The organism is Bacillota bacterium, from assembly GCA_013314855.1.
In the GTDB taxonomy this organism is placed as follows: Bacteria; Bacillota; Clostridia; order Acetivibrionales; family DUMC01; genus Ch48.
Map to the genome: position 1 here is coordinate 1 of JABUEW010000110.1, position 14,632 is coordinate 14,632.

Consider the following 14,632-nt stretch of genomic DNA (forward strand, 5'->3'; position numbering starts at 1 on the left):
TTGCCATGGCAAATCCCGTGCCTGAAATAGACCCGGATCTTGCTAAAGAAGCGGGTGCTCGCATAGTCGGAACCGGAAGGTCGGACTATCCAAACCAGATAAATAATGTATTGGCTTTCCCGGGGGTGTTCAGAGGCGCCCTGGACGTAAGGGCAACCGACATAAACGAAGAAATGAAGCTGGCAGCGGCCTATGCGCTGGCAGGTATAATACCCGAAGAAGAGCTCACTGAGGATTATATAATACCCAAGGCCTTCGACCCCAGGGTAGCGCCGGCGGTGGCGCAAGCCGTAGCCCGAGCGGCTGTCGAAAGCGGGGTTGCCAGGGTTAAGCTATAACCGTGTTTTTTAAGATGCAGGGGGTGAAATGGTGGGGCTCGAAATCAACTCGAAAGAAGATACGGACTTCAGGTACGGGGCAACAATTAAGCTGGCAAGCTTCATACACGAATTGGAATTTCAAAGGCTGCCGCAAAGTGTAACCGAAAAGGCTAAAGAGGCCATCCTTGATTATATTGGTGCCCTGCTAGCCGGTTACAACAAAGGGAGTCTGCTCAGCGAGAGACTTACTGAATTAGTAATATGTAACGGAGGGGCAGAAGAAGCAACCATTATTGGCCCTGCAGTCAAAGTGCCCGTTATTAACGCAGCCCTTTGCAACGGTGTTTTAAGCCATGTAGTTGAATTGGATGACGGCCACAGAATAGCAAGAGGACATCCAGGAGTCGCCGTGGTCTCTTCTGCATTAGCCGCAGCAGAGTATTTGGGGGCCAGCGGGAAGGAACTTATAACCGCAGTTGCAGCAGGATACGACATCTTTGTCAGAGTGGCTTCTTCTGTAAACCCGTCCCATTTGCAGCGCGGGTACCATACCACCGGTACCTGCGGGACATTGGCAGCGGCAGCTGCAGCAGCCAAGCTATTTGGGCTGGATGCTGAAAAGACTGCGAATGCGTTAGGCCTTGCGGGCATACAGGCAGCGGGCCTTCTTGAGGTAACCATAGACGGACAGATGGCAAAGGCTCTGCACCCGGGCAAGTCCGCCCAGGCTGGTGTCCTGTCAGCGCTTTTGGCTAAAGAAGGGGTACAGGGACCTAAAACAATCATTGAAGGGAAAAAGGGTTTTGCCAAAGCCATGTCGGATGAATGTGATTATGCCTTGATGCTTAAAGACCTAAAAGAAGTATTCCATATTAACGATTGTTATATAAAACTTTACCCTTCCTGTCGGCACACTCATTCTCCGGTAGATGCAGCACTTGGCCTGCTTAATGAAAACGATTTCAGCCTTTCGGACATTGATGAAATATTGATAAGGACCTTCCCTACAGCGATAAGTTTTGCCGGGGAAATATTCAAACCCAGAACTCCGGAGGAAGCAAAATTCAGCATACCCTACTGTGCGTGCGCTGCACTGGCCAAGGGAAAATTTGGATTAAAGGAGTTGGAGCCGGAGTGTCTAAATGATTCATTAATACACGCCCTTGTCGAAAAAGTAAAGATAGAGGCAGATCAGAGTTTGGAGAGCTCGAATCCCAAAACAAAGGGAGCTGAAGTGTATATATACTTAAAGGATGGGCGCAGGCTGTACAAAAGGATTAATCTGCCTAAGGGTGAGGTTGAAAACCCGGTTTCCCGTGATGAGCTGATACAAAAGTTTGCTAACTGTACAGAACACTATTTCAATGGCCAAAGGCCAAAGGAAATCGTCGACATAGTATTCGGCATTGAACGAGTCTGTGACATTAGAGACTTCATTTCTATGCTGAAGTGTTGAATTGTCTCTTCTTCGGACATTTGCAAGAGGGTTAATCATGGATAGAAATATGGACTGCAGAGTCTATAGCAGGATACCCTACAGTGCTGCGTCGGTGCAGGGTTAAACAATAGACTTATTTTTGGTACAAAGGAGTGCCATGTATGGATGGAGCTAAATTATACAAAGCCGAAATATTAAAGGGTTTTTGCACCAATATTTTGACTGGGGCAGGAGTTAAGGGCGAGGATGCGGAGATAATAGCCGAATCGCTTATTTCTGCTGAATTGAGGGGCGTAAAATCCCATGGTATTGTGAGGCTGCCCACCTATATTGAAAGGCTGGAAAGGGAGATTTTATCCCTTAATGCCCATATGGAGTTTGAGCGGAAAGGCGGCGCTGCAGCTTTGCTGGATGCGGATAACGGCTTTGGACAGGTTGCAGGCCATAAGGCGATGAATGCCGCTGTTGACATTGCAAAAACGCATGGAGTCGGGCTTGTTGGCGTAAGGAATTCAAATCACTTTGGTATAGCTTCGTACTATTCTATGCTTGCTTTAAAGTCGGATATGATTGGAATAGTATTGACGCATTCTTCCCCTGCCATAGCTCCATACGGGACAATTACTCCACTATTGGGGACAAATCCGCTTTCCATCGCCGTGCCGGCTCAGCATGGAAGACCTATCGTTTTGGATATGTCTATGTCTGTGGTGGCAAGGGGAAAAATCAGGTATGCAGCTTTGAAGGGTGAGGAGATTCCGGAAGGCTGGGGGCTAAATTACAATGGTTATCCAACGACAGACCCTAACGAAGTATTAAAAGGCGGCAGTTTGGTTCCCATAGGTGGGGTAAAAGGGTCAGGGTTAGCCTTGATGATAGATATTCTATGCGGAGTATTGACAAACAGCTGTCTGACCGGGGAAGTAAAGAATATTACCGACATGAGCGGACCCTCAAAAACCGGCCATATGTTTTGTGCTGTCAATATCTCAAGCTTTGTGGATGCAAACGCATTCAAAAGCAACATTGACCAGGTAATCAGCACCATAAAGTCCCTCGGTGCAATAGGAAACAACTCGATATATTTGCCGGGTGAAATCGAATATGAACTGGAAGAAAAGCGAAAAAGGGAGGGCATCCCTGTCGAATGCAAAGTAGTAAAATCCCTGAACGACTTGGCAAACCGTTATGGTTCGCCTGAGCTGCAGTCTTAACAGTAAAGTTAATATAACGAGGAAATGAAGTTTCAAACGAGATTTGGCAAGATAGGGGGTGATTGCTGGTTAAAGCATTGTAACAGCCGGAAAAATATCAAATTATCTAAGGGGGTTTATTAATGAAAAGCAGGTTATCAATCTATTTTCTTATCGTCATGATGGTATTGGTTTCGGTAGCCGCTGGATGCACCAAGCAACCTGCTGCTCCTGCCGACAACTCCGCAGAAAGCCAGAAGATCAAATATCCTGAGAAGCCGATTACGCTGATAGTTCCCTTTGCGGCAGGTGGCGGTACGGATATTGGAACCAGAATTGTTGCCAAGTATGCCGAAAAGTACTTGGGACAGCCTCTAGTGGTTAAAAACGTAGACGGCGGAGGCAGCGAGGTGGGGGTTACCCAGATGGTGAATTCTACGCCCGACGGCTATACCATTTGCGGTTTCAATTCCGCTTCGGTAATACTGACGACCATGAGGAAGGCCAATTACCATCCGGTCGATGACGTAGAACCAATCTGTCTGGTGGTATCTGACCCAAGGTTATTTGCAGTTAGGGCTAATGAGACAAGATTTACCGATGCAGCAAGCTTTATTCAGTACGCGAAGGAGAACCCAAACAAACTGACCATTGGAACTTCAGGCGCGGGCACATCAGGGCATCTGTCAATTCTGGTCATGAATAAAGCTGCGGGAGTTGAGGCCCAACCGGTCCACTTTGGAGGAGCGGGAGAGTCGAAGGCTGCTTTCCTGGGAGGCCATATTGATGCTATCGCCCAGACCTACGGCGAAGTACTGGGGATGATAAAGGACGGTTCGGCCAAGGTTGTTGCGGTAGCCACAGAGGAAAGGATGCCCGAGCTTCCCGATGTTCCAACCTTCAAAGAAGTCGGCATAGACCTTGTTATTGCTTCCAACAGGGGCTTTGCAGCGCCCAAAGGCACACCCAAGGAAATCATAGACATACTTGCGGAAGCCTTCAGGAAAGCCGCCGAGGACCCCGAATACTTAGCGGAAATGGAGAAGATGGGTCTTCCGGCAAAATACCTGGGTCCGGAGGAGTTCGGAGAGCTGATTCGTTCAGAGTATGAAATCTATACTCCAATAGGCAAAGAGCTATCTCAGCAATAGGTCCAATAGGCTGGATTGACCTGCAGTCAATCCAGCCTAATCCAAAAAAGGGGGCGAGTGAGTTGGCACTGGACAGAAAGATTTCATTGGTGTTGGTAGGTGTATTTGTTGCATTTTATGCGGCATCCTATAGGTATCCGCCCGAGATTGTTGCATTTCCTCGTTTTCTGCTGTGGATTTTTTTGGGCTTGTGTGTCCTGTTGTTTGCTTTTCCCAAAGGACATCCCAATTATAACTTTAGGTCAATAATATCGAAAGAAAAGGTTGCTGCTGCATTGATGCTCGTTGCTTATGCTGTTGTGTTTCCGATTTTAGGATTCTTTGCAACCACGTTTGTGTTTGCAGTGGTATATATGAGTGTTTTCAATAAAAAGGACTGGAAAAAGTATATTATAATAGCAGCGGTATACCTGACAATCATCTATTTTGTTTTTCAAAAATGGCTGTATGTCTGGTTCCCAGAAGGTTTGATAATGTAGCCAAGATGACGGAGGCGAGCTTCTATGGATATGAATTTTATGGTGGCTATTAAGAACATATTTACCGTAACCAATATTTTGCTGGCTGCCGGCGGTACACTGATGGGCATTATTTTTGGCGCACTGCCGGGATTTACCGCGGCCATGGGCGTTGCAGTACTGCTGCCCATTACCTTTGGTATGCCTCCCGCTTCGGGATTGATACTGCTGGGTGCTCTTTTCGGAGGTGCTATGTACGGGGGTTCTATTTCAGCAATTCTTATTAATACGCCCGGCACCCCCGCTGCTGCTGCAACCATTCTGGATGGACACCCGATGGCAAAGAAGGGCCTGGCGGGGGAAGCGCTGCGCGAAGCTGTGTTCGCTTCGTTCCTAGGGGGTATTTTTGGCGTAACGGTACTGCTTTTATTCGCTCCGCCCCTTGCAAAAATATCCCTGATGTTTGGACCGCCCGAATATTTTCTGCTGGCAATATTCGGACTGACAATAATTGCGGCAATAAGCGAAGAGTCGCTTTTTAAAGGTTTGATTGCAGGGGTTTTGGGGCTCCTGATTAGCACCATTGGCATGGACCCTCTGCTTGGTACGCCGAGATTTACCATGGGGATTGTAAACCTAATCGATGGAGTGCAGTTGGTCCCCGCAATGATTGGTCTTTTTTCAATACCGGAGACCCTGGCTCTGGTGAGCAGTTATCTGAACAAAGACACCGTAAGCTTGATAAATACCACTGAGTTAAGAAAGATAAAGGTAGGCTTCCCTAATCTAAGGCACATTAAGAGCCATGCGATGATTTATTTGAAGTCGTCCATGATAGGCACCTACGTTGGCATGCTGCCGGGTGCGGGAGGCAGTATAGCCAGCTTCATGGCGTACAACGAAGCCAAAAGGTCATCCAAGCACCCTGAGAAGTTTGGCACGGGTATATCCGAAGGGATTGCAGCTTCGGAATCTGCTAACAATGCCATGGCGAGCGGGGCATTGATACCAATGCTTACTCTGGGAGTGCCCGGCGACTCTGTTGCTGCCATTATAATGGGAGGGCTTATGGTCCACGGGTTGGAGCCCGGGGCACAGCTGTTCGCGCGCAACGGAGACATTGTGTATACCTTTATCATTGCACTGTATTTGGCTAATGTAATGATGCTTTTGTTCGGCACTTTCTGCGCGCCGTATTTCACCATTGTAACTAATACGCCCAAACATATCCTGTCGGCATGCGTAATGATGCTTACGGTAATAGGCTCTTACGCCTTAAGGGGCAATGTGTTTGACGTATATGTAATGATAACGTTTGGTCTCCTCGGCTATATTATGAAGTCCCACGGTTTCAGTGTCATACCGACGGTATTGGGAATTATATTGGGGCCTATTGCCGAGAAGGGACTAAATGGTACAATTGCCATCTCGCACGGCGAAAATATACTGTTGTTTATGCTTTCAAGACCTATATCTCTTATTCTAATAGTATTTACCCTGCTTTCAGTTGGTGTGCCTTTATATCGCAGAATTAAGGGAAGTAGAGGCAAAACTGCTGGAAATGTTGAATAGACAGCGTCTTTAGGCGAAGGGAGAGAATTACATGAAGACACCCAAGGTGGGTTTTATCGGGTTTGGAGAGGCTGCTTACAATATTGCGAAGGGCTTGAAGGAAGAAGGCATATCCGAGGTAACAGCCTATGACAAGTTCTGGAACATTGAGCCTCAGGCTGCAATTATTGGGAAAAGGGCCAAGGATGCGAATATTGCTCTGGCGCCAAGCCTGGCTGAGATGATAGAGAAATCCGACTTTATCTTCAGCGCTGTCAGCGCTAACCTGGCCTTGCCCTTGGCCAAGGAGGCCCAGCCATACCTGAAGGAGGGGAAATGTTTTGCGGATTTAAACGCGGCCTCTCCTATGACAAAAGAAGCGGTCTCGGAAGTAGTCCTTGAGACAGGGGCATCCTTTGTGGATGCGGCGGTAATGGGACCGGTTCCGGTGTATAAGCATAAAGTTCCCATATCTGTCTGTGGCAATGGAGCGAGACATTTCCAAGAAACGTTTTCTGCATATGGCATGGACATAACTTATATGGGTGAAAAACCCGGCAGTTCTTCTGCATCAAAGATGTTCAGAAGCATCTTTATGAAGGGTTTTGTAACCATTCTGCTGGAAACGGTTATTGCCAGCCATAAATACCGGGTAGAGGACGATGTCCTGTCCTCCATACAGAAAACCCTTGAAGAAGGGCCATTCCTTGAAGTAATAAACAACCTGTTGACCAGAGGGGTTATCCATTCAGCTCGGCGCGAACACGAAATGGAGGAGGTAATTGCGACTCTGCAAAGTCTAGGCGTGGATTATACCATGTCTGAAGGCACCAAAAATAAATTAAGATGGTGCACCCAAATGGGCTTTAAGGAATATTTTCAAGGTGTTCCCCCGCAGGACTTCCATCAAATTTTGGATGCCTATGACAAGCTGACCGGTTGTGAATAAATCTTCGTAAAGAGCAGGTGATAAGCATTGAGCAACGGAAAACACGGGTTTAGAATCAGATACGAGATTGAAAGGCCTTCGAAGGAAGCCCTGGAGCAGCTTTCCGCATACAGCACACCGAACATATGCGACGGCATGTCAAGGTTCGGAGCAATGGAGCACATGATAAAACCCCTCAGCAGTAAATATAAGATTGTAGGGCCGGCCATAACAGTAAAAGTAAGGCCCGGGGATAACCTCATGCTGCACAAAGCCATTGACGTAGCCCAGAGCGGAGATATTTTGGTTGTGGATACATCGGGCTGCTATACCAATGCAGTGCTTGGCGAGCTCATATGCATGTCCGCTTTGGAAAAGAAATTGGGAGGCATTGTCGTCGATGGCGCCGTAAGGGATGTTGACGAACTGCTGGAATTAGGGTTTCCGGTATTTGCTAAGGCCGTTATACCTACGGCTTGCGACAAGGACGGCCCCGGAGAGATAAACTATCCCATATCCTGCGGCGGCATACCGGTGAATCCGGGCGACATAATAGTCGGTGATGTGAATGGCGTTGCTGTGGTGCCCCAAAGCGATTTAGCCGGCCTTCTTCCCAATATTGAAAAAAAACTGAGCTATGAGGCCAGACGGAAGGTAGAGATTAAAGAGGGCGTAATCGTATCAAGGGATATAGATAAAATTTTGAGTGAAAAGGGTGTACTATAGCGGCATTTTGTGTTCCCGGGTATCACGGTTTAGCCTATTATATGCTGGAAGGGTGAGGATGAGGGTGAAAGCCAAGACCATTGCCGAAAAAATACTGTCTTTCCATTCGGGCAAGGATGTTTCAGCTGGCGATATAGTATTTTGCGATATAGACTTTTTGATGGCCCATGATGCAAACGGCCCCATGGCTATCAAAACCTTTGAGGAAATGGGAGGCGTTAAGGTCTTTGACCCATCCAAAATAGTACTTATTATGGACCATGCCTGCCCTGCACCCTATGAAAGGATATCCAACCTCCACATGATGATGCGCAAGTTTTCAAAGGAGCAGGGGATATGTTTGATTGAAGGCGGAGAGGGAGTATGCCATCAGCTTGTTGTGGAACGGGGTTTTGTCAAGCCGGGGGACCTTGTGCTCGGGACAGATTCCCATACCTGCACATACGGTGTCCTCGGAGCGTTCTCCACCGGAGTGGGCGCTGCCGATATGGGAGCTGCGTTTTTGACAGGGAAAAACTGGTTTAAGGTGCCGGAGACCATTCGCATAAATCTGCATGGGGAGCTAAAGCCTAGATGTTCTGCAAAGGACGTTATACTCTATATCATCGGCTGTCTGGGTGCAGACGGAGGCAATTATAAAGCCTTTGAGTTTTATGGAGAGTACCTGGAAAACTGCGCCGAAGCAGACAGACTGACCATAGCCAACATGGTGGTGGAAATGGGAGGGAAAACGGGCTTTACGTGCTACTCAGGGTTAGGCATAGAGGCGGATAGTGGTGCCCGATACTGTGAAACCATAGATGTTGATTTGACATCAATTGCGCCTGGCGTAGCCAAGCCGCATTCGGTTGACAATTACTGCCCGGTGAGCGAGATAGCGGGCATGCCCTTTAATCAGGCATTCCTGGGGAGCTGCACCAACGGTCGAATTGAAGACCTTCGCATAGCGGGAGAGATTTTAAAGGGCAAGCATATTGCAAACGGCATACGGCTTTTGGTAGTTCCCGCTTCCAAAGATATACTGCTGAAAGCTGTCGAAGAAGGGATATTGAAGGATCTGCTAAATGCAGGGGCAGTGCTTTTTACCCCCGGATGCGGTGCTTGTGTCGGTACCCATGGGGGAGTGCCGGGGGACGGAGAAGTTGTGATTTCAACGTCAAACCGCAACTTTAAAGGGCGCATGGGCAACAATAAGGCATTTGTTTATTTGGCTTCCCCCGCCACTGTGGCGGCATCTGCCTTATATGGTGTGGTAACGGACCCAAGATGTGTTGCTGTATAAGGCGAAAGGAGGGTCTCGCTATGAAGCTATCAGCAAAGGCTTTAAGATATGGCGATGATATCAGCACAGACTTAATTATTGCAGGTAAATACACAAAAACTCTAGACAAGAACGAGCTCGCTTCCCATGCGATGGAAGATTTGGATTCAGGATTTACCGATAAGGTAAGGGGAGGTGCCTTCGTGGTGGCAGGCAGTAATTTTGGCTGCGGTTCATCGCGGGAACAGGCACCGGTCGCTCTAAAAGAAGCGGGTGTATTAGGCATAGCTGCAAAATCCTTCGCGCGTATATTTTATAGAAATGCCATCAATATCGGACTGCCCTTGCTGGAATGCGATACTTCATCCATCTCCGACGGGGATGTCCTTGAATACGAGGTTGGCTCAGAAAAACTAATCAATAAGACAACGGGAGAGGAGATAGCGGTTGCACCGCTGCCGTCTATTATGATAGACATTCTCCTCTCGGGAGGGATAATCAATTATTATAGAAAGAAATAGCGTATGGAATTAGGTACACTCAAATCTCAGGGCGGGGTATAAATATTTGCTAAGGGAATATAAGGGGATGTATTAATGGGGAAAACATTCGCTGAAAAGGTCCTTGGGAGAGCGGCGGGGAAATCGGTCAGCGCCGGTGACGTTGTTACTATACAGCCGGATTTTTGCATGTGTCATGAGAACGCCGCCTCGGTCTATAAAACTTTCCAAGAGATTGGCACTAAAAAGATATGGGACAGCTCAAGAATTGTGATTATCTTGGATCACACTGTACCGGCATCCACAGAAGCCTATGCCAATATACACAGAATAATACGGAAGCTTGCTGTGGAGCAAGGGATTGAACATTTCTACGATTTGAATCATTGCGGCGGCATCTGCCATCAGATAATGTGCCAGGAAGGCTATGCCGCCCCGGGCCTCGTCATTATCGGAACCGACAGCCATACCTGCACGCAAGGCGCTATGGGAGCCTTTGCAACCGGGATAGGGAGGAGTGAAATGGCTGCTGTCTGGGCTACGGGACAGATTTGGCTGAAGGTGCCCGAATCCATGAAAATCATTTTGAAAGGCAGTTTTCAACCTGGAGTTTGTGCCAAAGACCTAATTCTTAAAATCATAGGGGACGTAAAATCCGATGGTGCGGATTATATGTCCATAGAATTCCATGGCGACTGCATCGAAGGCATGTCCATCTCAGAACGAATGACCTTATGCAACATGGCAGTGGAGATGGGAGCAAAGAATGCGGTCTGCAGGCCGGATGAAAGGGTTGACATTTCGCTCCAGGGACGGGCCAAAAGCTCAAACTATCAAAAAATATGGGCGGACAGCGATGCGCAATATGCTGCTGAGCTGTTCTACAGTCTGGATGAGATTGAGCCCGCTGTTTCAAAACCCCATAGGGTGGACAATTATGCCAAAGCATCCCAGCTGGCGGGGACGAAGATAGACCAGGCCTTTATCGGGACCTGTACAAACGCAAGGATTGAGGACCTTCGCATAGCAGCGGATATCTTAAAGGGACACAGGGTGGCGGTGCGCACCATTGTAAATCCCGCTTCATATAAAGTCTATCGGCAGGCTGTGGAGGAGGGCATAGTACAGACCCTGCTGGATGCCGGCTGCACCATAAATCATCCCGGATGTGGACCATGCATAGGTGTTTCCGGGGGGGTTTTGGGCGATGATGAAGTCTGCATTTCAACCGGGAACAGGAATTTTCGCGGGAGAATGGGCAGCCGGAACAGCTTTATCTACCTTGGCAGTCCAATGACCGTGGCTTATTCGGCGCTTTGCGGAGAGATAAGGGACCCCAGGGAGGTATTTGTTGGTTGATGCAGAGTTTGCCAGGCAGTATGGGGAGGTTTTTTTATGATTATTTCCGGAAGGGTATGGAAATACGGAGACGATGTCAATACCGACGTTATCTATCCTGGCAGATATACCTATACCCTGATTACTGAGCAGGAGATGGGAAATCACGCCCTTGAGGACCTGGACCCCATATTCAATAGGGAAGGCGGTAAAGGGGATATAATTGTTGCCGGAAAGAACTGGGGATGCGGGTCGGCCCGTGAACAGGCGGTTAAATGTCTGAAGGCCCGTGGTATTGGCGCCATTATTGCAAAAGGATTTTCAAGAATATATTATCGTAATTGCCTCAATGAAGGGCTTCCCACTGTGGTTTGTCCTGAGGTTGTTGACTGCATTGTCAATGGTGAAGAGGTATCCATAGACTTTGGCTCCAGTGTAATCAGGACATCTAAAGGTGAATTCCCTTTCACACCATATCCGGATTATGTTAGAGGTCTTATTGAAAATGGTGGTCTGCTGCCCTATGTAAAAAAAATGCTCAGGGAGCAGGGTAAGCTAGAAACATAATCCGTCCTCTGGCATATGTTTGCACTTTGGCTTTTCGAGGAACATGGTATAATAGTATTATCAAATAACGGCTTAAATATTCAATTGATAAATATTCGCTGAAATTTATTGGGGTGGACAAAACTATGACAGGAAAAATTGTATTTATCGCACCGGATAAGAATTTGGCGGATAGGGCAAAACAGTTAATTTCCGCCCTTGGCGAAGAAATAGAAGTGTATCAAGGCTCATTGGAGGAAGGATTAAAGATTGCCAAACAGGTGGTTAAAAACGGAGCCAACATTATTATCAGCAGGGGCGGAACGGGAAATCTGATAAAAAGCAATCTGCAGATACCGGTGGTTAACTTGGAGACCAGCGGCTTTGACATTATTAACACAATCAATAAAGCTGTGACCTATTCAAATAACATAGGTATAGTCGGCTTTCAGAATTTGATTTCCGCCTATGAAAGAGTCAATAAAATAATGCAAAATACTTTCTCTACGAGGATAACTACAGCCGTTATCAATGATGGAAAAGAAGCGGACAGAAAGATAAAGCAGTTGTACAGGTTAGGTATAAGGGTATTCATTGGAGGATATACGGTAATTGACGCAGTTGAAAAGCTGGGTTTCCATGGAGTGCTTATAGAAACCGGGAATGACACTATAGTTGAAGCAATTAGACATGCGAAAAACATACTTGAAGTTCAGCTCAAGGAAAAGGAAAAGACAGAGATATTGAAATCCATAATTGATTTTGCCTATGATGGGATTTTGGGGGTGGACAGCAAGGGAATCATAACCGTGTTCAATCCGGTGGCGGAAAAGATAATCGGTATTAAGGCTGAAAGGGCTATAGGAAAGCCTGTGGATGACGTCGTGGAAAATACCAGAATGGATTACGTGCTCAAAACAGGGGAAGCGGAATTGGGCGAGATACAAAATATTGGGGAAACATCCATTGTAACCAACAGGGTGCCTATATTGGTTGAAGGGGAAGTGTTGGGGGCTGTTGCCACATTTCAGGAGCTGGACAAGATACAGAAGATGGAGAGCAAAATCCGTAAAAAGCTTTTGTACAAGGGGCATGTGGCCAAAGCAAAATTCGACGACATCATCGGGCACAGCAGGGCAATAATTCAGTCCAAAGAAAAGGCAAGGCAGTATGCTGAAGTGGACAGTACGGTATTGATTCTCGGTGAAACAGGAACCGGGAAAGAACTGTTTGCCCAAAGCATACACAACGCCAGCTCCCGCTTTGACAAACCCTTTGTTGCGGTGAACTGCGCAGCCCTTCCGGAAAATCTTTTGGAAAGCGAGCTTTTTGGCTATGTTGAAGGAGCCTTCACCGGCGCAAAAAAAGGGGGCAAAGCCGGACTGTTTGAGCTGGCCCATGAGGGAACAATTTTTCTTGACGAGATAAGCGAGATGTCGCCGATGCTGCAGGCAAGATTCTTAAGAGTGCTGCAGGAAAAAGAAGTGGTGAGGCTGGGCGACGATAGAGTAATACCCATAGATATACGAGTTATTGCCGCTACCAACCGGGACCTTTACAGCCAGGTGGAAAGGGGAGAATTCAGGGAAGATTTGTATTACCGCCTATGTGTCCTCAGGCTGGAGATACCTCCTCTAGGGAAGAGGATTGAGGATATCCCCGCCCTTGTCAATTATTTTATTGAAGAGAAGGGCAGGAGATTGGGCAAAACGATAAAAGGCGTTTCCCCCGAGGCACTGGCCAAACTGGTTAATTATTGCTGGCCGGGGAATGTGCGGCAGCTGGAGAATATCATTGAGCGCGCAGTGGTTTTATGCAAAGGCAAAGAAATTGATGTGGATATAATTTTTGAAGTAATGAATGGAGCTCCGAATTTCTCAAAAGAATATATGCAAAATACCTCCGTAGGAGTTATATCGGGCGAGGGCCTTTTAAAGCACGCCGAAGGCGAGATAATTAAGAAGGTTCTAGAGGATACTAAAGGCAATAAAACCCTTGCAGCAGAAAGACTGGGCATAAGCGTTACAACGCTGTGGAGGAAGCTGAAAAGCCTGGATCTATAATATATTTGAAAAGCAGCATTCCAAAATGTATTATTGCCTCGGATATATTTCATTATGAAATGTTCTTAATAAAGATTTTTTGCCTAGCAGGTTCTTGTTAACGGGTTTTTTTCAGCAAAACGTTTTCTTTGTATAACGGCTGCTGCTGTGAAACTACTGCGAATGCTGCATTACAGAAAATCAAGAATAGTTTCTTCATAAAAAGCATACCAACTTGCAAAGTTGGTATGCTTTTTGCCTTATTAAGTTGTGAATTGTCGGTCAATTATGTTTTGCTGCTCATAGAATTCCTGCCATAAGGGGCTAAAGCAAGTTTAATAACGGAGGAGGTGGTTTAGAGATAGTATTAGTTATCTGTGCGATAGCCTGATGGCATTAAAAATGCGCAACGATATTTCAAATAGGAGGTATTGGCAAATGTTCGACAAGACAAGGGAATTTTTAGTAAGCTTGGGTTTGCCGGCGGGTGACGCATTTGACCTGCCTACATCTGATAAAAGGTTCGCTGATGGTGCCCATTTCCGCATCGAGGTGCCCACAATCAACACTGCCGTGGCATGTAAAGCCCTTCTGGAAGAGGCTGACAGGATAGGCGTAACCATTAACCGTATAGACGAGACATACGGTGCATTCCGTCATACTTTGGAAGAGTTGAAGGAATACGTTGCTATCTGCAAGCACTACGGTGTTGCGCTCAATCTCTCGGTTGGCCCAAGGGCAGCCTATGACACCAGTGCAACCCGGATGAGTGAGCAGGGAAGGGTAATAGCGTACAGGTTAAGGGGAGAAGAGCAAATCGTTAGGGCAATAGAGGATGTCAAGCGTATTGCTGAAATCGGCTGCCGTGGAGTGCTGGTCTATGACGAAGGCCTCCTTTGGGTACTCAATGAGATGAGAAAAGCCGGAGAACTGCCCGCAAACATGAAGTTCAAAAACTCGGCCCACAACGGACAAGGAAACCCTGCCAGCTTTAAGCTGTTAGAAAGATTGGGAGCCGACTCCATTAACCCTGTAAGGGACCTGAGCCTGCCCATGCTGGCAGCATTACGACAGACCGTTAATGTTCCACTGGACCTACATACTGACAATCCTCCTGGGTCTGGCGGATTTATCCGTGTGTATGAAGCTCCTGAGATGGTCCGTGTTGCTGCCCCTGTAT

The 14,632-nt window shown here is 47.2% G+C and carries 14 protein-coding genes; all 14 read left to right on the plus strand.

The window, feature by feature from the left end; translation table 11 throughout:
• Positions 1-338 (plus strand): NAD-dependent malic enzyme (locus HPY74_15970; GenBank protein ID NSW92141.1); only part of this gene is annotated, 338 nt, incomplete at its 5' end.
• A gap of 28 nt (positions 339-366) precedes the next feature.
• Positions 367-1,776, plus strand: coding sequence for an MmgE/PrpD family protein (locus tag HPY74_15975; protein ID NSW92142.1), 1,410 nt, complete (start codon positions 367-369; stop codon positions 1,774-1,776).
• A 143-nt stretch (positions 1,777-1,919) separates the two neighbouring features.
• Positions 1,920-2,972 (plus strand): Ldh family oxidoreductase, encoded by a 1,053-nt coding sequence (locus HPY74_15980; GenBank protein ID NSW92143.1) that lies wholly within the window; start codon positions 1,920-1,922, stop codon positions 2,970-2,972.
• 122 nt (positions 2,973-3,094) lie between these two features.
• The gene (locus HPY74_15985) at positions 3,095-4,102 is read left to right on the plus strand and encodes a tripartite tricarboxylate transporter substrate binding protein (protein NSW92144.1); all 1,008 of its coding nucleotides are present in this window, start codon (positions 3,095-3,097) and stop codon (positions 4,100-4,102) included.
• A gap of 62 nt (positions 4,103-4,164) precedes the next feature.
• Entirely contained in the window at positions 4,165-4,581 is a 417-nt protein-coding gene (locus tag HPY74_15990; GenBank protein ID NSW92145.1) for a tripartite tricarboxylate transporter TctB family protein, read from the plus strand.
• Positions 4,582-4,605: 24 nt separating this feature from the next.
• Positions 4,606-6,132, plus strand: coding sequence for a tripartite tricarboxylate transporter permease (locus HPY74_15995; protein ID NSW92146.1), 1,527 nt, complete (start codon positions 4,606-4,608; stop codon positions 6,130-6,132).
• 31 nt (positions 6,133-6,163) lie between these two features.
• Positions 6,164-7,060 (plus strand): NAD(P)-dependent oxidoreductase, encoded by an 897-nt coding sequence (locus tag HPY74_16000; GenBank protein ID NSW92147.1) that lies wholly within the window; start codon positions 6,164-6,166, stop codon positions 7,058-7,060.
• A gap of 27 nt (positions 7,061-7,087) precedes the next feature.
• Positions 7,088-7,765, plus strand: coding sequence for an RraA family protein (locus HPY74_16005; protein NSW92148.1), 678 nt, complete (start codon positions 7,088-7,090; stop codon positions 7,763-7,765).
• Between the two features lie 58 nt (positions 7,766-7,823).
• Positions 7,824-9,047: a 3-isopropylmalate dehydratase large subunit gene (locus tag HPY74_16010; GenBank protein NSW92149.1), complete on the plus strand. Its 1,224-nt coding sequence runs from the start codon at positions 7,824-7,826 to the stop codon at positions 9,045-9,047.
• Positions 9,048-9,067: 20 nt separating this feature from the next.
• A complete protein-coding gene (locus HPY74_16015; GenBank protein ID NSW92150.1) occupies positions 9,068-9,547 on the plus strand; it encodes a 3-isopropylmalate dehydratase small subunit in 480 nt (159 codons plus the stop codon).
• 75 nt (positions 9,548-9,622) lie between these two features.
• The gene (locus HPY74_16020; protein ID NSW92151.1) at positions 9,623-10,885 is read left to right on the plus strand and encodes a 3-isopropylmalate dehydratase large subunit; all 1,263 of its coding nucleotides are present in this window, start codon (positions 9,623-9,625) and stop codon (positions 10,883-10,885) included.
• A gap of 36 nt (positions 10,886-10,921) precedes the next feature.
• Positions 10,922-11,431, plus strand: coding sequence for a 3-isopropylmalate dehydratase (locus HPY74_16025; protein ID NSW92152.1), 510 nt, complete (start codon positions 10,922-10,924; stop codon positions 11,429-11,431).
• 125 nt (positions 11,432-11,556) lie between these two features.
• The gene (locus tag HPY74_16030; GenBank protein NSW92153.1) at positions 11,557-13,473 is read left to right on the plus strand and encodes a sigma 54-interacting transcriptional regulator; all 1,917 of its coding nucleotides are present in this window, start codon (positions 11,557-11,559) and stop codon (positions 13,471-13,473) included.
• A gap of 417 nt (positions 13,474-13,890) precedes the next feature.
• On the plus strand, positions 13,891-14,632 hold a 742-nt coding region (locus tag HPY74_16035; GenBank protein ID NSW92154.1), incomplete at its 3' end, for a peptidase.

Coding starts and splice junctions, on each gene's coding strand:
- HPY74_16020 (NSW92151.1), top strand. CDS start 9,623: ATGGGGAAAACATTCGCTGAAAAGGTCCTTGGGAGAGCGGCGGGGAAA.
- HPY74_16015 (NSW92150.1), top strand. CDS start 9,068: ATGAAGCTATCAGCAAAGGCTTTAAGATATGGCGATGATATCAGCACA.
- HPY74_15980 (NSW92143.1), top strand. CDS start 1,920: ATGGATGGAGCTAAATTATACAAAGCCGAAATATTAAAGGGTTTTTGC.
- HPY74_15995 (NSW92146.1), top strand. CDS start 4,606: ATGGATATGAATTTTATGGTGGCTATTAAGAACATATTTACCGTAACC.
- HPY74_15975 (NSW92142.1), top strand. CDS start 367: ATGGTGGGGCTCGAAATCAACTCGAAAGAAGATACGGACTTCAGGTAC.
- HPY74_16000 (NSW92147.1), top strand. CDS start 6,164: ATGAAGACACCCAAGGTGGGTTTTATCGGGTTTGGAGAGGCTGCTTAC.
- HPY74_15985 (NSW92144.1), top strand. CDS start 3,095: ATGAAAAGCAGGTTATCAATCTATTTTCTTATCGTCATGATGGTATTG.
- HPY74_16030 (NSW92153.1), top strand. CDS start 11,557: ATGACAGGAAAAATTGTATTTATCGCACCGGATAAGAATTTGGCGGAT.
- HPY74_16025 (NSW92152.1), top strand. CDS start 10,922: ATGATTATTTCCGGAAGGGTATGGAAATACGGAGACGATGTCAATACC.
- HPY74_16010 (NSW92149.1), top strand. CDS start 7,824: ATGAGGGTGAAAGCCAAGACCATTGCCGAAAAAATACTGTCTTTCCAT.